Here is a 19,689-nt window from a genome sequence, read left to right as displayed (position 1 = left end):
TTTACTTGTGGGCAGTTGCTGGCGATTCTATCTATAATAACCACTATGGTTCTGTATTAAACAGGTACAGGTGAATATTATTTTGATAATAAATCGTTAAATTAGGGTTCAATATTGCCAATGCGGGCTTAACTATTGGCGGTATTTATATTATTCAAGCCATTAAAATGGTAACAAAAAATTAACAATTATTATGACAAATCGTTTATCATCTAAGGATATTTGGGCGTTAGGGTTTATGACCTTTGCCCTGTTTGTAGGGGCGGGAAATATTATTTTTCCTCCTATGGTGGGATTACAATCGGGTGAATATGTTTGGGTGGCTGCATTAGGCTTTCTAGTCACCGCAGTTGGTTTGCCGGTAATTACAATCATCGCGTTGGCAAAAGTAGGCGGTGGTATTGAAGAACTGAGTTCACCCATTGGTAAGGTTGCGGGGTTGTTGCTGGCGACGGTTTGTTATCTGGCTGTTGGTCCTCTATTCGCAATTCCACGTACTGCAACGGTTTCTTTTGAAGTGGGTATTGCTCCCCTTGCCGGTTCGGGTGAATTACCGCTCTTTATTTACAGTCTGATTTATTTTGCCCTGGTGATTGCTGTCTCGCTTTACCCTGGTCGTTTACTTGATACTGTCGGGCATGTGCTGGCACCCATTAAAATGCTGGCGTTAGGTATACTTGGTGTTGCTGCTCTACTTTGGCCCGCGGGGGGCTCAATTCCTGCAATTGATGCTTATCAGCAAATCCCATTCTCCAGTGGTTTCGTTAATGGTTATCTGACGATGGATACCTTAGGCGCTATGGTATTTGGTATTGTTATCGTTAACGCGGCGCGTTCAAGAGGCGTTGCTTCATCTTCATTGTTGACTCGTTATGCGACGTGGGCAGGGGTGATTGCCGGGTTCGGTCTGGTGTTGGTTTATCTGTCTCTGTTCAAACTGGGTTCTGGCAGTGGATCATTAATTCCTCATGCGGAAAATGGCGCTGTAATTTTGCATGCTTATGTTCAGCATACTTTTGGTGATGTTGGCTCTCTTTTCCTCGCTGTGTTGATTTTTGTCGCCTGTATGGTGACTGCGGTTGGGTTGACTTGTGCGTGTGCTGAGTTTTTCAGCCGTTATCTGCCTTTGTCTTACCATTCATTGGTTCTGATCCTTGGTTTGTTCTCTATGCTGACTTCTAACCTTGGTCTGAGTCATTTGATTAATATTTCTATTCCGGTACTGACTGCGATTTATCCACCTTGTATCGTTTTGATTGTTCTGAGTTTTACTCTGCGCTGGTGGAATAATTTCAGCCGTGTTTTGGCTTCGGTTATGTTAATCAGTCTGCTGTTTGGTATTTTAGATGCTATCAAGTCATCAGAAACCTTGGTGTATTTATTACCAAACTGGGCAACTCGTTTACCGTTGGCTGATCAAGGATTAGCTTGGTTAGCGCCATCCCTGTTGGTTCTGGTTGTGTTTGGTATTTATGACCGTATTTGGGGACGTTCTGGTTCACAAGAAAGTCAAAGCCATCAGTGATGATGGTCCGTTTATTTGACCGTTTGTCATCGTCAGTCAGTTAGAGAAAGCACGGGATGGGGTGCCTGAGAAAGGTATTCCATCCCGATATCTTGAGCTGTTTCTACATGGTTTCTACATACATGGTTTGCTGGTTTCCTGATCGAGCTGTCATTAGTAACCTATAGCAGCACCTGCTGGGCGCCGAACATCATTGGCACCATAGAAATAGTTTTCACGAACTTGACCAGATACGGCAGCATCGTTACCCGAATGGCCTGTATTTGAAACGCCGGCGGCTTTTGGTAAACCAACCATAATTAACTCGGCAGCTCCCCACGGTGTTTGTTCCACCATCTTATATCCCATTTTTTCCAGCAAATTCAGTGAGTCTTTAGAAATACCACGTTGCTCATAATAAACTTCATCTGGTAACCATTGGTGATGTATGCGGGGGCTATTGACCGCTTCCTGAGGTGGCATACCGTGATCAATGATGTTTAAGGCCGTTTGCAGCGTGATAGAGATAATACGCGAGCCGCCGGGTGAGCCCAGAACAAGGAATATATTATTGTCTTTAGTGACGAGCGTTGGGCTCATTGATGATAGTGGACGCTTACCGGGGGCGATAGAGTTAGTCGCGCCCTGAACGAGTCCATACAGATTTTTTTCACCAATTTTTGTCGTGAAATCATCCATTTCATCATTGAGGAAGAAACCTGTTCCTGGTGCGATGACGACCGCACCGAAAAGCCCATTGATTGTGTAAGTGGTTGAAACCGCATTACCTTCTTTATCTACAATAGAGTAGTGTGTGGTTTCTGGTTTTTCATGTGGTCCAACACCCGGCTGAACATTTTCTGATAATGTCGCTTCCCCAGGTTTTATTTTTTTACGCAGAGATTCGGCATAGCTCTTACTCAGTAAGCGATCGATTGGGTTTTTGACAAATTCCGGATCGCCAAGGTAAGTATTTCTGTCCATATAGGCATGACGCATCGCTTCCGTTAGTGTGTGAATATAATCAGCAGAGTTGAATCCCATTTCTTTGAGGTTGTAGCCTTCCAGAATATTCAGAGTTTCACACATTGTTACCCCCCCTGAGCTGGGTGGCGGTGAAGAGATGAATTTATAACCGCGATAGCTACAGGTGACGGGGGCTGTTTCTGAGATTTTATAGTTGGCGAAATCGGCTTCGGTAATAATACCGCCTGATTTTTTGGCTGCTTCTGCAACCCGTTTAGGAATATCGCCATGATAGAACGCTTTTTGTCCTTCTTTGGCGATTAATTCCAGTGTATTTGCCAGATCGGTTTGTATCAACTTGTCGCCCGGTTGGTAAGGGGAGCCATCTTTACGCAGGAAGATGCGGGTTGCTTCTGGATCTTTGCGGAAACGTTTGATTGAGGTGTCCAGAATATCGGTGTCTGCTCGGGTCAGTATGTAACCTTCCCGAGCCAGTTTAATTGCAGGTGCCATGACCTGTTGACGATTGAGTTTGCCATATTTCTTTAGGGCACTGTCCAGCCCCATCACGGTTCCGGGCACTCCGACCGCTAGGTAGCCATATAAACTGGATCCTTTAATAATGTTGCCTTCTTTATCCAGATACATATTGGCACTTGCCGCATTTGGTGCGGTTTCGCGGAAGTTAATAAAAGTATTTGTGCCATTAGCCAGATGAATTGTCATAAAACCACCCCCACCGATATTGCCACAGCATGGGTTTACAACGGCCTGGGCATAGCCAACAGCAACCGCTGCATCAATAGCATTTCCACCTATTTTGAGGATATCTACACCAACTTGTGAAGCAAGGTGTTGGGCCGAGACAACCATGCCATTCTTAGCTTCAACGGCGGGTTCTGAAGCGGCATAAAGATGCGACGAGATGAGTAAGGATATTATTGCCAGTGGTGTTTTCCATGTTTTCAACATGTTGTGAACTCCTGTCATTTTGCGAGGCGATTTTTATAAGTGGAAGTGCTTACTTTTACACGAATTTTAATGTTAACTAATTGTAAATTTAATTATAAGAGGTGATAGTTATCAGGAAGGGTTTTTTTTGTGCGCAAGGTTACAAAACGAGGAATTTCAGAGAAAAAAACCAGTTGGAAGATACCAACTGGTCTGAATATTGGTAACGTCGTGGGTTACAGTTTAGCGGCGTTTTGGGACAGGTATTTAGCTACGCCGTCTGGAGACGCGCCCATACCTTCTTTACCTTTTTCCCACTGTGCAGGGCATACATCGCCGTGCTCTTCGTGGAATTGCAGTGCGTCAACCATACGCAGCATTTCGTCAATGTTACGGCCCAGTGGCAGATCGTTAACCACTTGGTGACGGACAACGCCGTTTTTGTCGATCAGGAAAGAGCCACGCAGAGCTACGCCCGCTTCTGGGTGCTCAATACCGTATGCTTTTTGAATTTCGCGTTTAGTATCAGCAACCATTGCATATTTAACTTCGCCGATACCACCGTTATCGATAGGAGTTTTACGCCATGCGTTGTGGACAAATTCAGAGTCGAAAGAAACACCGACAACTTCAACACCGCGTTTTTTGAACTCTTCGTAGCGGTGGTCGAATGCGATCAGCTCAGAAGGACATACGAAAGTAAAGTCCATCGGCCAGAAGAAGATAACGGCAGGTTTACCGTTCAAGTGTTTTTTCAGGTTGAAATTCCCAACTATTTCGCCGTTGCCAAGGACAGCTGCTGCTGTAAAGTCAGGGGCTTGACGAGTTACCAGAACCATGAGTTACTCCTGTAGTTTTAACTGGGGTTTATGTAAAAATTGGATGCAGAATAAGGAATTAGCGTACATTAATAAAGGGTAAAATACTAATTTTTGCAATAGATTTTACCTATCAATACTTTATTTTTATTTTCTTTACTGTAACGCTTTACCCACGTTGTTAATTGGGGGCGGTTTCCAGTTTCATTTGGGGAAGGTTATAAAAATCTTTATTTTCCGCTTTTTCCATCATATAGGGATAAAATTGCCAGAATAACGCTTCGAGGTCAGAGTAATGGTGTTCTATATCCTGAAATGATCCCGATAAAGCAGATAATCTGGGATGTCTTCGGGCCATTCCATTTAGTACATTTGCGATAAATGTAAGATCTGCATAGCGGATCAACCAGTTTTGTGACCATAAAAATTCATTCATTTCCTGAAATTTTTCGGGAGTTTTATAAAGATGGGGTTCTATTTGACTGTGGGCACTGTGAATAAATGCCGGTAATGAGTCACCGGGAACCAGTTTATCCCAATGTAGGGAAAGGAAGTGATCCCAAATAATATCTAATGTAATTGGCGCCACCCGTCGATGCATGCGAATGCCTGCAACCACGTCAGCGCTGTATTGCCCCTCTGGATTACCGCGAACAAAATCCGCCATCAGGTTCCCTAACAGGGAGCTTTCAGCCAGAGTAGCTAAATGAAGGTGAGCGAGAAAATTCATCTGGTGATTATAATATAAATCAGCGAAGTTATGTGCTTATTTGTTGCACCCTTAGAGCTGCGGCACTAGACTAGTCCGCCTGTTTTTCTGAATGATTAAATACAATGCGAGTTTCCGATTTTACTTTTGAACTTCCTGACGAAATGATTGCTCATTACCCTCAACCACAACGTAGTGGCTGCCGTCTGCTTTCCCTTGATGGTGAAACGGGGGCGTTAACGCATGGTGTTTTTACGGATGTTCTCGATAAGCTGAATGCCGGAGATTTGTTGGTTTTCAATAATACCCGAGTTATACCCGCGCGTATTTTTGGCCGGAAAGCCACCGGCGGTAAACTGGAAGTTTTGGTTGAGCGGGTATTGGATGATAAGCGGGTACTTGCACATGTGCGCGCTTCCAAAGCACCGAAAGAGGGGGCAGAGCTGTTGCTGGGTGACAGTGAGAACGTTAAAGCGACGATGCTGGCCCGCCATGACACGCTGTTCGAAATACGTTTTGATGATCAGCGTGATGTGCTGTCCATTTTGGATGATGTCGGCCATATGCCTTTGCCGCCTTATATTGATCGTCCTGATGAAGAGGCGGACCGCGAGCTGTATCAAACGGTATACAGTGAACGCCCAGGCGCGGTAGCTGCGCCAACGGCGGGGCTCCATTTTGATGAGCCTCTATTGGAAGCCTTGCGTGAAAAAGGGGTGGAAATGGTTTTTGTGACATTGCATGTAGGGGCCGGTACTTTCCAGCCAGTGCGTGTGGAAACCATTGAAGACCATATTATGCATGCTGAATATGCAGAAGTGCCGCAGGATGTGGTTGATGCTGTCCTGGCATGTAAGGCCCGGGGTAATAAGGTTGTTGCTGTCGGAACAACGTCAGTCCGCTCGCTGGAAAGTGCAGCAAGAGCTTGCCAGGATGGATTAATTGCGCCATTTTTTAATGATACTCAGATTTTTATTTATCCAGGGTTTGAATATCAGGTTGTTGATGCGTTAATTACGAATTTCCATCTGCCGGAATCGACACTTATTATGCTGGTTTCTGCATTTGCTGGTTATAAAAATACCATGAGTGCTTATAAAGAGGCGGTGGCAGAGAAATACCGTTTCTTTAGTTACGGTGATGCGATGTTTATTCGCCGTGATCCTTTGGCTTGCAAGGAAAAAGTTTCTTAATTTATTGTAATGATGTATGAAATCAGCATCAGACTGTTTATCTGATGCCTGGAGGTTAAGTGAAATTTGAATTACAAACTACTGATGGTCAAGCCCGTCGTGGTCGTCTGGTTTTTGAACGTGGTGTTGTAGAAACGCCGGCTTTTATGCCTGTGGGGACTTACGGCACAGTAAAAGGCATGACGCCGGAGGAAGTGAAAGAGACCGGGGCGCAAATTCTGCTCGGTAATACTTTCCATCTGTGGCTGCGTCCGGGGCAGGAAATCATGAAGCTGCATGGCGACTTGCACGGATTTATGCAATGGCATGGCCCGATTTTGACGGATTCAGGCGGTTTTCAGGTATTCAGCCTTGGCGCGATGCGTAAAATCAAAGAGGAAGGTGTACATTTCCGCAACCCAATTAATGGTACGCCTGTTTTCCTCAGCCCGGAAAAATCAATGGAAATCCAGTATGATCTGGGTTCCGATATTGTGATGATTTTTGATGAATGTACGCCATATCCTGCTGACTGGGATTATGCGAAACGTTCGATGGAAATGTCCTTGCGCTGGGCGGCTCGCAGTCGTAAACGTTTTGATGAGTTACAGAATAAAAATGCTTTGTTTGGTATTATTCAAGGGAGCATTTACGAAGATTTACGTGATATCTCAGTAAAAGGTCTGGTAGAGATTGGCTTTGATGGGTACGCTGTAGGCGGTCTTGCGGTTGGGGAGCCTAAAGAAGATATGCACCGTGTTCTTGAACATGTCTGCCCGCAAATCCCGCAGGACAAACCGCGTTATCTGATGGGGGTAGGAAAACCAGAAGATTTGGTGGAAGGGGTTCGCCGTGGCATTGATATGTTCGATTGTGTAATGCCAACCCGTAATGCCCGTAATGGTCATCTTTTTGTCACCGATGGTGTCATTAAGATCCGTAATGCCAAACATAAAGAAGATACTTCGCCGCTGGATGAGCAATGTGATTGCTATACTTGTCGAAATTATAGTCGGGCGTATTTGCATCATCTTGATCGTTGTAACGAAATTCTCGGTGCAAGGCTGAATACTATCCATAATTTGCGGTATTATCAGCGTTTAATGGCTGGGATCCGTAAAGCTATCGAAGAAGGTAATCTTGAACAGTTTGTTGAAGATTTTTATCAGCGGATTGGTAAACCCGTTCCGCTATTAAATATTTGACTTAAGTAGTGATTGACTGACCTCAGTGTGTATAGCATATTGCGGTTGGTTTTTTTGATTACTATCGATTTTGATAACAATGAGGGAAAAGTTTAATGAGTATTATTTCTGAAGCAACGGCATCTGCTGGCGCACCGGCGGCTCAGGGAAGTCCATATTCTCTGATCATCATGTTGGTTGTTTTCGGTCTGATCTTCTACTTCATGATCCTGCGTCCACAACAGAAACGTACGAAAGACCATAAAAAACTGATGGATTCTATTTCCAAAGGTGATGAGGTTCTGACCAATGGTGGTTTGATTGGTCGTGTAACTAAAGTTGCTGATACGGGTTATGTCGTTTTAGCACTGAATGACACCACTGAAGTGACTATTAAACGTGATTTCGTCGCTGCCGTTTTACCGAAAGGTACAATGAAGGCTCTGTAATTTCTGATTTTCCCGAAGGGAACTGCCGTGTTAAACCGTTATCCTTTGTGGAAGTATCTGATGCTGATCGCTGCGATCCTCATCGGTTTGCTTTATGCACTTCCCAACCTTTATGGTGAGGATCCGGCTGTACAAATCACTGGCGCGCGAGGCATTGCCGCCAGTGAGCAAACGCTGGACCAAGTCCGTAATGTTTTAGAGAAAGATCACATCACGAGTAAATCTATTGCGCTGGAAAATGGTGCGATTCTTGCTCGTTTCAATAATTCTGATATTCAGCTTCGTGCCCGTGAGGCCCTGATGTCCGCATTGGGCGATCAGTATGTGGTGGCATTGAATCTGGCACCGGCAACACCAACCTGGCTGGGTAAGATTGGCGCAGAGCCGATGAAACTGGGCCTTGATCTGCGTGGTGGTGTGCACTTCCTGATGGAAGTGGATATGGAAACCGCATTAGGTAAATTGCAAGAGCAGAATATTGATGGTCTGCGTACTGATTTACGTGAAAAAGGCATTCCTTATTCCACTGTTCGCAAAATTGATAATTACGGTGTAGAGATCCGCTTCCGTGATGAAAAAGCCCGTTCTGACGCGGAGAGTTATCTGACCAATCGTCACCGTGATTTAGTGTTCAGTATTGGGGCAAGTAATACCCTGAAAGCGGTGATGAGTGATGAGCGTCAGCGTGAAGCCCGTTCTTATGCGGTGCAGCAAAACATTACTATTCTGCGTAACCGTGTTAACCAATTGGGTGTGGCTGAACCGTTAGTTCAGCGTCAGGGCACCGACCGTATCGTGGTGGAATTACCGGGTATTCAGGATACTGCCCGTGCTAAAGAAATTCTTGGTGCGACAGCAACCCTGGAGTTCCGTTTGGTCAATACCAGTATTGACTCTACTGCGGCGATATCAGGTCGTGTACCGGGTGATTCTGAGGTGAAAAACACCCGTGATGGTAGCCCGGTTGTGTTATATAAGCGAGTTATTCTGACTGGGGATCATATTACAGATTCAACTTCTGGTACCGATGAATACGGTAGTCCAGAGGTGAATATTTCACTGGACAGTGCGGGTGGAAGCGCAATGTCTAATTTCACCAAAGACAACGTTGGTAAGCCAATGGCAACGTTGTTTGTGGAATATAAAGACAGTGGCAAGAAAGATGCTAACGGTCGTGCGGTGTTAGTCAAAAGTGAAGAAGTGATTAATATCGCTAATATTCAGGTTCGTCTGGGGAGTAATTTCCGTATCACGGGTATTTCCAACGCGGCTGAAGCCCGTCAGTTATCTTTGCTGCTGCGTGCCGGTGCGCTGATTGCCCCGATTCAGATTGTGGAAGAACGTACCATTGGGCCAACCCTTGGTCTGCAAAATATTGAGCAAGGACTGGAAGCCTGTTTGTGGGGCCTGGTCGCATCAATCCTGTTTATGGTGATGTATTATCGCAAATTTGGTTTGATTGCGAGTAGCGCGCTGCTGGCTAACTTGGTGCTGATTGTCGGTGTTATGTCTCTGTTACCGGGGGCTACGCTCACCATGCCGGGGATTGCCGGTATTGTTCTGACGCTGGCGGTGGCAGTCGATGCTAATGTGTTGATAAACGAACGTATCAAAGAAGAATTGCGTAATGGCCGTACCGTACAGCAAGCGATACATGAAGGCTATAAGGGCGCTTTCTCCAGTATTATCGACGCCAACCTGACTACGCTGATTACTGCGATCATTCTTTACGCTGTTGGTACAGGGTCAATTAAAGGCTTTGCGATAACAACGTCAATTGGTGTCGCTACTTCTATGTTCACCGCTATTGTAGGTACCCGGGCTATCGTGAACCTGCTATACGGCGGTAAGCGTATTAAGAAGCTGTCAATTTAAGGAGCACGTTGTGGCACAGGATTATACTGTTGAACAATTGAACTACGGCCGTAAAGTCCATGACTTTATGCGTTGGGACAACGTTGCTTTCGGAATTTCGTTGCTGCTGTTGGTGGCTTCTGTTTTTGTGATGGCAACCCGCGGGTTTAACTGGGGATTGGATTTTACCGGTGGTACGGTAATTGAAATCAAACTTAGTCAACCTGCTGATTTGGATAAGATGCGTGATAACCTGGCGAAAGCGGGTTTTGCCGATCCTCTGTTGCAGAACTTCGGTAGTAGTCGTGATGTGATGGTGCGTATGCCACCGCTGATGGGCGCTGCTAATGAGGAACTGAGTAAAAAGGTTATTAAGGTCATCAATGACACCGTTGATAAAGACGCGAGTGTGAATCGTGTTGAAATTGTGGGCCCGAGTGTCGGTGCTGAACTCGCCCAGAATGGTGCAATGGCGCTATTGGCCGCGCTTATCTGTATCTTGATTTATGTTGGGTTTCGTTTTGAATGGCGTTTGGCGTTGGGGGCGGTTCTCGCACTTGCGCATGACGTCATCATTACGTTAGGGGTTCTGTCGTTGTTTGATATCGAGATTGACCTGACAATTGTGGCGTCGCTGATGTCTGTTATCGGTTACTCATTGAACGACAGTATCGTGGTTTCTGATCGTATCCGTGAAAACTTCCGTAAGATCCGCCGGGGTACGTCGTATGAAATTATGAACGTCTCTTTGACTCAAACATTGAGCCGTACCATCATGACTTCTGCGACAACCTTACTGGTGGTGTTGATGCTGTATATTTTCGGTGGTGCAATGCTGAAAGGCTTCTCACTGGCGATGTTAATCGGTGTTTCTATCGGTACGATATCTTCTATCTATGTTGCTTCCGCATTAGCGTTGAAACTGGGTATGAAGCGTGAACACATGATCCAGCAAAAGGTTGAGAAAGAAGGGGCTGATCAGCCCTCTTTATTGCCTTGATTATTCTGCCTTGATGCTGTGCAAACACCCTGTGAGTATCCGGCTGGCAGGGTGTTTTTTATTCAGATTAAGGTAAACTGTAAACTGAGTTCGGATTAACCAATCAGGAAGTGATATGCATTGCCCATTTTGTGCCGCTGTTGATACCAAAGTGATTGACTCCCGTTTGGTGGGGGATGGCTCGCAGGTACGCCGACGTCGCCAGTGTCTTGAGTGTCATGAACGATTTACCACTTTTGAAATGGCTGAGTTGGTTATGCCGAGAGTGATAAAAAGTGATGATATCCGGGAGCCGTTCGATGAAGAAAAACTACGCCGAGGTATGCAAAAAGCACTGGAGAAACGTCCGGTCAGTTCTGATGATGTAGAAATGGCGATTAGCTATATTAAATCTCAGTTACGTGCTACTGGTGAACGGGAAATTCCATCCAAAATGATTGGTAATCTGGTGATGGATGAATTGAAGAAATTGGATAAAGTCGCTTATATCCGTTTTGCTTCCGTTTACCGCAGCTTTGAAGATATTCGTGAATTTGGTGAAGAGATTGCTAAATTACAGGATTAATAAGTAGTGAATAACGATGAAAAATATATGGCGCGTGCTTTCGAGTTGGCGCGTCAGGGATGCTTTACCACGTCACCTAATCCTAATGTCGGTTGTGTGATTGTGCGTGATGGGCAGATTGTTGGGGAAGGTTTTCATTTACGTTCTGGTGAGCCACATGCTGAAGTCCATGCTTTGCAGATGGCTGGAGATAAAGCTAAAGGCGCAACGGTTTATGTCACTCTGGAGCCGTGTAGTCATCATGGTAAAACACCGCCTTGTACCGATACCTTGATTGCTGCCGGCGTTAGCCGTGTGATTACCGCTATGCAGGATCCTAACCCGCAGGTCGCGGGAAGAGGGTTTTATAAGCTACAACAGGCGGGTATTGAAGTTGAACACGGGTTGATGATGGAGGAAGCGGAATCCCTCAATAAGGGGTTTTTGAAGCGGATGCGCACAGGATTTCCGTATATTCAGTTGAAGATGGCGGCTTCTCTTGACGGGCGAACTGCGTTGTCTTCTGGAGAAAGTAAATGGATTACATCATCACAGGCTCGTAATGATGTGCAAAAATTCCGTGCTCAGGGCAGTGCGATTCTGAGTTCCAGCAGCACTGTTCTGGCTGACGATCCCTACTTGACGGTTCGCTGGAACGCGTTGGATGCAGAAACTCAGGCGGTTTATCCTGAGAAAAATTTTCGTCAGCCAGTGCGTGTGGTTGTTGACAGTCAAAACCGTGTTGGCCCCCAGCATCAAGTCATACAACAGCCGGGCTATTGCTGGCTGGCCCGTATCAACGCTGATGAACATAACTGGCCTGAAAATGTAGATCAGATATTGCTGCCTGCTCATGGTGCTGGCGTAGATTTAGTGTTACTGATGATGCAATTAGGTAAACGTCAGATTAATACTGTTTGGACTGAATGTGGTCCACTGTTGGCGGGGGCATTACTGACTTTGGGGTTGGTGGATGAACTGGTGCTTTATGTTGCGCCAAAAGTGCTGGGTGATGCTGCCTGTGGTTTGTTTACCATCCCTGAACTTAAAAATCTGGCGGAGGCGCTGGAATTTAACATTTTTGATGTACAGCAAGTCGGGCCTGATCTTCGTCTGCGTCTGCGGCCTGTATACTAACTGAATATGTGAGTGTGGGTTAGCTCGCCTGTTTTTATGCTCTGTGACTAAATCGGCAGGCGCGGCTAACAAAAGAATATGATAGAATCCGCCCCCCTGCGGATATCAACAGATATAAGGAAGGCTATGAACGTCATCAAAGGTATTGTTGCAGCTCCACAAGCTTGTGTGGCGATTGCCATTGCACGTTTTAACAACTTCATTAATGACAATCTGTTAGAAGGCGCGGTAGATGCGCTTGAGCGCATCGGTCAGGTTGCTTCAGAAAATATCACTGTTGTCTGGGTTCCTGGTGCATATGAATTACCGTTGACGGTAAAAACATTGGTCGAAACCCAAAAATATGACGCAGTTGTCGCGTTGGGTACCGTTATCCGTGGTGGTACCGCTCACTTTGAATACGTTGCTGGTGAATGTAGTTCCGGTCTGTCTAATGTGGCAATGACCAGTAAAATCCCAGTGGCATTTGGTGTTCTGACTACAGAAAGCATTGAGCAGGCGATTGAACGCGCTGGAACCAAAGCGGGTAATAAAGGCGCAGAAGCTGCGTTAGCCGCACTGGAAATGGTCAATGTAATTAACGCCATTAAAGGCTGATTTTAGTTTTAATTAAGGGGAATCTTGTGAAACCTGCTGCTCGTCGTCGTGCTCGTGAGTGCGCTGTTCAGGCTATATACTCATGGCAATTATCTGGCAATGACATTGCTGACGTTGAATTACAGTTTCTGTCGGAGCAGGACGTCACTGGTGTTGACGTAACCTATTTTCGTGAATTGCTGTCAGGGGTCGCTGTGAACGCAGTTAAGCTGGATGCTTTGATGGCTCCTTATCTTTCCCGTCAGCTTGAAGAGTTAGGTCAGGTAGAAAAAGCCATTTTGCGTGTTGCTATGTTTGAACTAAGTTATCGTGATGATGTCCCTTATAAAGTGGCTATTAACGAAGCTATCGAATTGGCCAAAGTCTTCGGCGCTGAAGATAGTCACAAATTCGTGAACGGGGTACTGGATAAATCTGGCCCAGCAGCACGCAAGAAAAGATAATTCTCACTGCTTGCCGGGTTTTTCCCACCGTAGACGATGATTTATAAGGCCGGGATACCGGCCTTATGTACGTAATCATCTGTAACTTTTTGGGATTCTATTATGGCATGTGGCGAATTTGACCTCATTGCGCGTTATTTTGATCGCCAGGTAACTAACCGGCGTGACGTAAATCTGGGTATTGGTGATGACTGTGCACTGATGACGCTGGCTGATAAACAGCAATTAGCTGTCAGCATGGATACCTTGGTTTCAGGCGTTCATTTCTTACCTGATATTTCTCCTGAAGATTTGGCTTATAAATCTCTGGCGGTGAATTTAAGTGATTTGGCTGCTGTCGGTGCTGATCCTGCTTGGCTTTCACTTGCGTTGACATTACCGGAAATAGATGAGTGTTGGCTAAGTGGTTTCAGTGAGAGCCTCTTTGAACAATTGCGTTATTACGGTATGCAGCTTATCGGTGGTGACACCACCCGTGGCCCGATGAGTCTGACGTTAACGATTCATGGTCTGGTTCCTGCGGGCAGAGCATTGCGGCGTGCCGGCGCAAAAAATGGCGATTGGATTTATGTGAGTGGCTCGTTGGGTGATAGTGCGGCAGGTTTGGCTCTGTTGCAAAACCATTTGCAAATTTCTGATCCAGTGTCCCGCGATTGGCTAATTCAACGTCATCTCCGGCCGCAACCCCGTATTTTGCTAGGGCAGGCATTGCGTAACCTGGCAACGTCAGCAATTGATTTGTCTGATGGTTTGATTTCTGATTTGGGCCACATATTGAAAGCCAGCCGATGTGGAGCCAGAATAAATTTGGATGCGATCCCTTACTCTGGTGCAATGAAACAATACGTTGAACCGCAGCAGGCGCTTATGTGGGCTTTGAGTGGCGGGGAGGACTATGAATTATGTTTTACTGTCCCGGAAAGGAATCGTGGCGCGCTGGAAATCGCTTTGGCTCATACCGGTGCCGGTTTTAGCTGTGTCGGACAGATTATGCCGGAATCAGAAGAGATTCGTTATTACAGCAATAATAAAGAGATTAAATTGGATCTGAAAGGGTTCGATCACTTTATTACCGAGGAAGCACATGGATGAGGCAAAACGCCGTTTACGGATGAGTAATCCTTGGCATTTATTAGCGACGGGTTTTGGTAGTGGGTTATCGCCGGTCATGCCGGGAACAATGGGATCTGCTGCGGCTATTCCATTCTGGTTATTATTGATGCAGTTTCCAGAATGGATTTGCTGGTTGGTTATTATTGCAGGAATGTTATTCGGAATAATGATTTGCCAGCGTACTTCTGATGATATGAAAGTTCATGACCACGGCAGTATTGTCTGGGATGAATTTATCGGTATATGGATCACATTGATGGCGATTCCTGTGGTTAACTGGCAGTGGGTTTTAACGGGATTTATGGTGTTTCGTATTTTGGATATGTGGAAACCGTGGCCGATTCGTTGGTTTGATCGTTATATTCACGGCGGATTAGGTATCATGTTGGATGATATTATCGCGGCTATATTTTCTTTCGTCATTGTTTGGTTATTGGCATTTTATCAGATTTTAACTTTCTGATGTGCGGGGTATTTGATAATTAAATAAATAGGAATTTCAACCCATAATTGGTTGATTAGTAGTCAACTTCCTCCTGCTGGCCTTTTGGTCAGATCTGCCCTGTAGGGGCTATATCGCCCCTGTACAGGCGGTTACGTTGCGAACTAAGTGCAACATTGTATGACGGATCAGAAAGGCCATCTCATCTGGCCGGGGCTCAACCACCTGGCTACAAGGCTAAAAAGAAAAAACGCCATCAATCAGTTTAAATTAAGACGAAGATCTATTTTTTGATATAGAAGACAAGTTAATCTTTAACCTTCTAATTATACCCTTGCCTGATATCAGACATACTTATTTTATAAGGGGGCGCACAAGAAAATGGTATTTAGCATACCTTAAATTATAAAGATCACCTTATTTTCCGTGCATTACATCAGCCATGCTGTAAGAACCCCCCGATCCTAAAATTAATGGATCCTTGCGGTTACTCTTATACGTACAATCCATCATGGAAAAGGATATTAATGAAAATGAATCAGCGAGAAACTAACGTAAGCATACTTGCAGGGAATTCGCGAGTTTATCTCAATAAGGATAATGAGATAGTTGTCGAGGCTCAATTGAAAGCCTTTGAGGCTGCGCTGCTGTTCGCCAAGCGATGCCAAGATAAATGTGGCGAATTACCGAGAATATCCGTGGCATTCGATCATCATGGGATATTCCGCCTCCAATTCCTGACAGAAAACCTCTCTAATTCTCAAAAAAGGAACCCCCGTCTGAGTCATCTCCACGCCTCGATCATGAATGTCTTCTTGCCCGTAGCTGAAAAACATCAGATTCCGCTCTGTGAAATACGTGTTATTCACGAAGATTCAGCTAGGCAGCACCTTGTCCACATTCTCGCCTCCGGGGAAATACCCGAAACCATCACACGGCGGATGGTGTCTAAAACCTTCGCTGATGGCAAACCACCGACATCAGATGTTTCTTACGAAGAGCCGACTCAGAAACTCACCTGTGCGGCAATTACGAAGGAGTATTTTGAGAAAGCAGCAGGCGATCACAAAGGTTCAGACGCTATTCTGGAGGTGTTTTTTGAGGACTGCGCGTGGTCGAGAGCCCTGGCATATGTGCGTGGGCTCCAACTTAGCCACATGCTCGGTGTTTTAACCGCCATTCGTCTCAATCTTGTTAATGAAGAGGGAGATGTAAGCACAGGCGATTTAATTACTGCCCAGATATAGCCAAGATAATAAGAAAATAATCTTCATCTTTATTTGTTGAGGGAGAAAATTATGTACAGTTTAGCACAGCCGATATACCTGGATAACAACGCTACAACGGCATTAGATCCTGATGTGCTTCAATCTATGATGCCCTATTTTACCAGCGCTTACGGAAACGCTTCCAGCAATAACCATGCATTTGGGTGGAAAGCGATGGAAGCTGTTGATGGTGCGCGAAAAGTGATATCGACATCGATAAATGCAGCAAGTCATTCCGATATTATATTCACGTCTGGCGCGACCGAGTCGATCAATCTTGCAATCGCTGGCCTTCAACATCGGGGTAAAAGGGGTCATGTCATCACATCGACAATTGAGCATAAGGCTGTTCTTGATTGTTGCAGTAGGCTCGAATCAATGGGAACGGAGGTGACCTATTTACCGCCGCAAAGCGATGGTGTCGTATCCCCAGACTCAATATCTCGTGCAATGAGAGATGATACTTATCTCGTCTCGATCATGGCCGCTAATAACGAGATTGGCTCAATACAAAAAATTGAAGAGATAGGCGCGATCTGTAAGGAGCGTGACATTCCTCTCCATACAGACGCCACGCAAGCGCTCGGCAAAATAGAATTTGATGTACAGCGCATGAACATTAGCCTTGCCTCATTTTCCGCGCACAAAATATATGGACCAAAGGGGATCGGCGCACTTTATATTAATTCACGTAATAAACATATGACACTCGCCCCTATCATCGTCGGAGGGGGACATGAACGAGGCTTACGCTCTGGAACCCTTAACGTTCCAGGGATCGTAGGTTTCGGGCGTGCCGTCGAACTATCTGTTAAAAACTTGGCTGCTGAGTCGATGAGGTTACGTTATTTACGGGATTTGCTTCGGCTGTATATTACCGAGCATGTAGCTAACGTTCGGATAAACGGTCATCTCACCGAATGCCTTCCCGGTCTGTTAAATGCCTCCTTTGACGGTGTAGATGCTGACTCGCTTTTGCTGGAGCTTTCTGAGGTTGCACTGTCCTCTGGGTCTGCATGCACATCCGCTAACAGGGCTCCTTCACATGTACTGAAGGCAATAGGGGTCAGTGATGCGCAGGCTCAAGCCAGTGTGCGCTTTGGACTGGGCAGATTTAACAATGAGGATGAGATACGGTATGTTTGTCTCCGTCTGGAAAAAGCGGTGAATAAACTGAGGTCAATGGTGCCAAAGTCATTTGGCACCCGATAATAATTAAGAATTAATTAAGATGGAGTTTGACTCATGCGAACAATGTCGGCACTTTTTCTCCTGTTCGGAACCCTGTTCACTGCGGGGGGATATGGCACCACCTTCCTTATTTCCGCGTATTTTCGGTCACAAGGGGGGAGTGACATTGACGCCGGGACGACCCTCAGTGTGGCTTTGGTCGGCACCTTGATTGGTGTTCCTTTAGTCGGATGGTTTGCCGGGCAGTTGGAAGCATCCCGCCTTGCCGCCCTTGCGGCGTTGGCGATGTCTTGTGGTTATCTTCTTTTAGGCGGCTTCAGCGGTGAACTGGGTTATATTCCGCGTATCGCGGCGTTTTTGATTGGACTCGGTTGGGGAATGTTCTATATCAGTGGGCCCATGGCGTTGTCGGAACGTGTAACCGATGCCGACAGGGGCCACTGGTTTACCCGATTCAGTGCGTTTCAAATGGCTGGGATTTGCGGCAGTCCCATCCTCCTCACCGCAGCGGTTGAACAGGCGGGAGTGTCCATCCAAACAACGTTTCTTTTTGTTGGCGTCGCTGGCATCTTCGCCTCACTGCTTCTGGCGACCTTTGGTATCAAGGAGCCGCATGGTCAACGGGAATTATCACTGAGACCCTGGGTGAAAAAGATAGCGAAGATCGCTACAAGTAGCGCGATCCGCCCCATTGTGATGGTGGGGCTGGGAGGCTGCGTATTCTCCGGAATGATGTCATTCCAGAGTTCGCTCGTCGAAGGGACGCGTGCAAATGCAAGTACCTTCTTCGCTGTACATGCAGCGACCGTGGTTGTGTCGCGGCTTTTGTTGGCCCGGCGTTTATCGACGATGCCCCGTATCCCGTTAGTCACTGCGCTGATGTTATTCTTAATCGTGGGCATTTTGGCACTGCTGGGCATACCGGTTCACCCCGTGTTCCAGATTGCGGCGGCCATGTTAACGGGGATAGGGTATGGATTGGTGTATCCCGTCATTCAAACATGGGCAATAAACGATTCTGCTCTTGAGAATCGCCATGCGGCCCTCACCTGGTTCGTTGTCGCCTATTTTGTAGGTATATTTGGATTTCCGGCGATAGGTGGATGGATATTAGTTGGCGCGGGCAAGGCCTTGTTTATCCTCGTTCTGGCCGTAATAGCCTCTCTTGAACTTGTGATGGCGTTATTGGGAGGGAACTGGTTTTGTCGCATTAAGGACAGGTTGACGGCGCAGGATGAAGTTCGTTAACAGTCATTCAGCCAGTCGATTTCCTTGGCTGGCATCTTGATAATGCATTCGACAGATACTCAAATCAGCATGTACGAGGTACTAAATGAGCACTGAAACTTACGTTCGCACACGTATAGATCCAGCAATAAAGATCATGAATTAGCCGGAGGGTAGGGTTTATAGAGTGTCATATTGGGGGGGTGACGCCTGCTCAGGGATATGAGTGACGTACACTGCAAGACTCCCGGTACTGAAAAAAACTGTTGAGTTTTAACATCAGTTTGCAGGTTTTACATTGTTATTAAAAGTCACTATTTTAACTCCTGGGTTTAATCGATATAGAGTTTTAATCGTTGTTTTCACCACTTTTAATGTCTGATTATCCCCAAGTTGTTGACCAACCCATTTAAAAACATCCTTAAATACATAAGCAGAATGCCACACCCCTGCTGGATTGGGGACGTAATACTATTAATAAACTTAAGGAACTGATGTTGTTTTAAAAAAAGCATTTCCAGCCTTATCACCACTTTCCAGCATTTAATACATCGCATTCCCCATTATCAGGATTAAACAACCCGATCTTGATCACATTTCATACTATCCATTCAGACAGATAAATAATCACACATTAGAATAGTTTTCTTATGTCACTATCAAATTATCACTATTTCCTATGGAAAGATGACCGTTTTATCACCAAAGCCAGATTCACTTAAGCAAAGAGAGAGTACGATGGATCAACGCAACAACTCGATGGTCAGGGCCACGAGTTATCGTTTAATTTACCTGACCGCCGTTTATCCCCTTCATCCGGCTATTGCGGCTGGGATAACGCCGGATAACAGCCAAACACAGGTACAAAATCAGGGTAATGTCCCGGTGGTGAATATCGCCACACCGAATAACGCGGGGATATCCCACAACACCTATCAAGAGTTTAACGTCGCTACTCAGGGTGCCGTGCTCAATAACGCCACTCAGGCGGTGCAATCACAACTGGCCGGGCAACTTAACGCCAACCCGAACCTGAAAGGCCCGGCGGCGGAACTGATTATTAATGAGGTCACTGGCAGCGGACGCTCTGAACTGCAAGGTCAGTTGGAAATTGTCGGCA

The 19,689-nt window shown here is 45.9% G+C and carries 19 protein-coding genes; 16 read left to right on the top strand and 3 right to left on the bottom strand.

Annotated features, from left to right (window positions below; translation table 11 throughout):
- The first annotated feature begins 193 nt into the window (after positions 1-193).
- On the top strand, positions 194-1,525 hold the full coding sequence (gene brnQ / locus C5471_RS15750; RefSeq protein WP_133815411.1) for a branched-chain amino acid transport system II carrier protein: 1,332 nt from the start codon (positions 194-196) through the stop codon (positions 1,523-1,525).
- Positions 1,526-1,678: 153 nt separating this feature from the next.
- On the opposite strand, the gene ggt is transcribed toward brnQ, so the two are convergent.
- The 3 genes from ggt to C5471_RS15735 all read right to left on the bottom strand — a co-directional run bounded on the left by ggt (position 1,679) and on the right by C5471_RS15735 (position 4,969).
- Positions 1,679-3,442: a gamma-glutamyltransferase gene (gene ggt, locus C5471_RS15745; RefSeq protein ID WP_133815410.1), complete on the bottom strand. Its 1,764-nt coding sequence runs from the start codon at positions 3,440-3,442 to the stop codon at positions 1,679-1,681.
- A 215-nt stretch (positions 3,443-3,657) separates the two neighbouring features.
- Positions 3,658-4,260, bottom strand: coding sequence for a peroxiredoxin C (locus C5471_RS15740; protein ID WP_133815409.1), 603 nt, complete (start codon positions 4,258-4,260; stop codon positions 3,658-3,660).
- Between the two features lie 160 nt (positions 4,261-4,420).
- Positions 4,421-4,969 carry an acyl carrier protein phosphodiesterase gene (locus C5471_RS15735; protein ID WP_133815408.1) on the bottom strand — a complete coding sequence of 183 codons (549 nt, stop codon included), beginning with the start codon at positions 4,967-4,969 and terminating at the stop codon, positions 4,421-4,423.
- Positions 4,970-5,073: 104 nt separating this feature from the next.
- Here C5471_RS15735 and queA point away from each other — a divergent pair, with 104 nt between their 5' ends.
- The 15 genes from queA to C5471_RS15660 all read left to right on the top strand — a co-directional run.
- Complete coding sequence (gene queA, locus C5471_RS15730; protein WP_133815407.1) at positions 5,074-6,141, top strand: tRNA preQ1(34) S-adenosylmethionine ribosyltransferase-isomerase QueA; 1,068 nt, start codon at positions 5,074-5,076, stop codon at positions 6,139-6,141.
- A gap of 59 nt (positions 6,142-6,200) precedes the next feature.
- Positions 6,201-7,325 (top strand): tRNA guanosine(34) transglycosylase Tgt, encoded by a 1,125-nt coding sequence (tgt, locus tag C5471_RS15725; protein ID WP_133815406.1) that lies wholly within the window; start codon positions 6,201-6,203, stop codon positions 7,323-7,325.
- A 95-nt stretch (positions 7,326-7,420) separates the two neighbouring features.
- Complete coding sequence (yajC, locus tag C5471_RS15720) at positions 7,421-7,753, top strand: preprotein translocase subunit YajC (protein WP_021323460.1); 333 nt, start codon at positions 7,421-7,423, stop codon at positions 7,751-7,753.
- A 27-nt stretch (positions 7,754-7,780) separates the two neighbouring features.
- Positions 7,781-9,628: a protein translocase subunit SecD gene (gene secD, locus C5471_RS15715; RefSeq protein WP_133815405.1), complete on the top strand. Its 1,848-nt coding sequence runs from the start codon at positions 7,781-7,783 to the stop codon at positions 9,626-9,628.
- A 10-nt stretch (positions 9,629-9,638) separates the two neighbouring features.
- Positions 9,639-10,607: a protein translocase subunit SecF gene (secF, locus tag C5471_RS15710; protein WP_133815404.1), complete on the top strand. Its 969-nt coding sequence runs from the start codon at positions 9,639-9,641 to the stop codon at positions 10,605-10,607.
- A 115-nt stretch (positions 10,608-10,722) separates the two neighbouring features.
- Positions 10,723-11,172, top strand: coding sequence for a transcriptional regulator NrdR (nrdR, locus tag C5471_RS15705; protein ID WP_041382373.1), 450 nt, complete (start codon positions 10,723-10,725; stop codon positions 11,170-11,172).
- A gap of 6 nt (positions 11,173-11,178) precedes the next feature.
- Positions 11,179-12,288 carry a bifunctional diaminohydroxyphosphoribosylaminopyrimidine deaminase/5-amino-6-(5-phosphoribosylamino)uracil reductase RibD gene (gene ribD, locus C5471_RS15700; RefSeq protein WP_133815403.1) on the top strand — a complete coding sequence of 370 codons (1,110 nt, stop codon included), beginning with the start codon at positions 11,179-11,181 and terminating at the stop codon, positions 12,286-12,288.
- A 126-nt stretch (positions 12,289-12,414) separates the two neighbouring features.
- Positions 12,415-12,885 (top strand): 6,7-dimethyl-8-ribityllumazine synthase, encoded by a 471-nt coding sequence (gene ribH, locus C5471_RS15695; RefSeq protein ID WP_133815402.1) that lies wholly within the window; start codon positions 12,415-12,417, stop codon positions 12,883-12,885.
- Positions 12,886-12,911: 26 nt separating this feature from the next.
- Positions 12,912-13,328 carry a transcription antitermination factor NusB gene (nusB, locus tag C5471_RS15690; protein WP_133815401.1) on the top strand — a complete coding sequence of 139 codons (417 nt, stop codon included), beginning with the start codon at positions 12,912-12,914 and terminating at the stop codon, positions 13,326-13,328.
- Between the two features lie 102 nt (positions 13,329-13,430).
- Complete coding sequence (gene thiL, locus C5471_RS15685; RefSeq protein ID WP_133815400.1) at positions 13,431-14,420, top strand: thiamine-phosphate kinase; 990 nt, start codon at positions 13,431-13,433, stop codon at positions 14,418-14,420.
- A complete protein-coding gene (pgpA, locus tag C5471_RS15680; RefSeq protein WP_133815399.1) occupies positions 14,413-14,904 on the top strand; it encodes a phosphatidylglycerophosphatase A in 492 nt (163 codons plus the stop codon). The genes thiL and pgpA overlap by 8 nt, the downstream gene beginning before the upstream one ends.
- Positions 14,905-15,416: 512 nt before the next feature.
- Entirely contained in the window at positions 15,417-16,130 is a 714-nt protein-coding gene (locus C5471_RS15675) for a hypothetical protein (RefSeq protein ID WP_133815398.1), read from the top strand.
- Positions 16,131-16,181: 51 nt separating this feature from the next.
- On the top strand, positions 16,182-17,363 hold the full coding sequence (locus C5471_RS15670) for a cysteine desulfurase family protein (protein ID WP_133815397.1): 1,182 nt from the start codon (positions 16,182-16,184) through the stop codon (positions 17,361-17,363).
- 33 nt (positions 17,364-17,396) lie between these two features.
- The gene (locus C5471_RS15665) at positions 17,397-18,590 is read left to right on the top strand and encodes an MFS transporter (protein ID WP_133815396.1); all 1,194 of its coding nucleotides are present in this window, start codon (positions 17,397-17,399) and stop codon (positions 18,588-18,590) included.
- Positions 18,591-19,307: 717 nt separating this feature from the next.
- Positions 19,308-19,689 (top strand): two-partner secretion domain-containing protein (locus tag C5471_RS15660; protein ID WP_166296101.1); only part of this gene is annotated, 382 nt, incomplete at its 3' end.

It is taken from the genome of Photorhabdus tasmaniensis (assembly GCF_011189505.1).
In the GTDB taxonomy this organism is placed as follows: Bacteria; Pseudomonadota; Gammaproteobacteria; order Enterobacterales; family Enterobacteriaceae; genus Photorhabdus; species Photorhabdus tasmaniensis.
This window is presented reverse-complemented; position numbering and strand designations above follow the sequence as displayed.

What these genes read in the sequence shown, in the direction of transcription:
- brnQ (WP_133815411.1), top strand. Translation starts at nt 194, where the DNA reads ATGACAAATCGTTTATCATCTAAGGATATTTGGGCGTTAGGGTTTATG.
- ggt (WP_133815410.1), bottom strand. Translation starts at nt 3,442, where the DNA reads ATGTTGAAAACATGGAAAACACCACTGGCAATAATATCCTTACTCATC.
- C5471_RS15740 (WP_133815409.1), bottom strand. Translation starts at nt 4,260, where the DNA reads ATGGTTCTGGTAACTCGTCAAGCCCCTGACTTTACAGCAGCAGCTGTC.
- C5471_RS15735 (WP_133815408.1), bottom strand. Translation starts at nt 4,969, where the DNA reads ATGAATTTTCTCGCTCACCTTCATTTAGCTACTCTGGCTGAAAGCTCC.
- queA (WP_133815407.1), top strand. Translation starts at nt 5,074, where the DNA reads ATGCGAGTTTCCGATTTTACTTTTGAACTTCCTGACGAAATGATTGCT.
- yajC (WP_021323460.1), top strand. Translation starts at nt 7,421, where the DNA reads ATGAGTATTATTTCTGAAGCAACGGCATCTGCTGGCGCACCGGCGGCT.
- nrdR (WP_041382373.1), top strand. Translation starts at nt 10,723, where the DNA reads ATGCATTGCCCATTTTGTGCCGCTGTTGATACCAAAGTGATTGACTCC.
- ribH (WP_133815402.1), top strand. Translation starts at nt 12,415, where the DNA reads ATGAACGTCATCAAAGGTATTGTTGCAGCTCCACAAGCTTGTGTGGCG.
- thiL (WP_133815400.1), top strand. Translation starts at nt 13,431, where the DNA reads ATGGCATGTGGCGAATTTGACCTCATTGCGCGTTATTTTGATCGCCAG.
- pgpA (WP_133815399.1), top strand. Translation starts at nt 14,413, where the DNA reads ATGGATGAGGCAAAACGCCGTTTACGGATGAGTAATCCTTGGCATTTA.
- C5471_RS15675 (WP_133815398.1), top strand. Translation starts at nt 15,417, where the DNA reads ATGAATCAGCGAGAAACTAACGTAAGCATACTTGCAGGGAATTCGCGA.
- C5471_RS15670 (WP_133815397.1), top strand. Translation starts at nt 16,182, where the DNA reads ATGTACAGTTTAGCACAGCCGATATACCTGGATAACAACGCTACAACG.
- C5471_RS15665 (WP_133815396.1), top strand. Translation starts at nt 17,397, where the DNA reads ATGCGAACAATGTCGGCACTTTTTCTCCTGTTCGGAACCCTGTTCACT.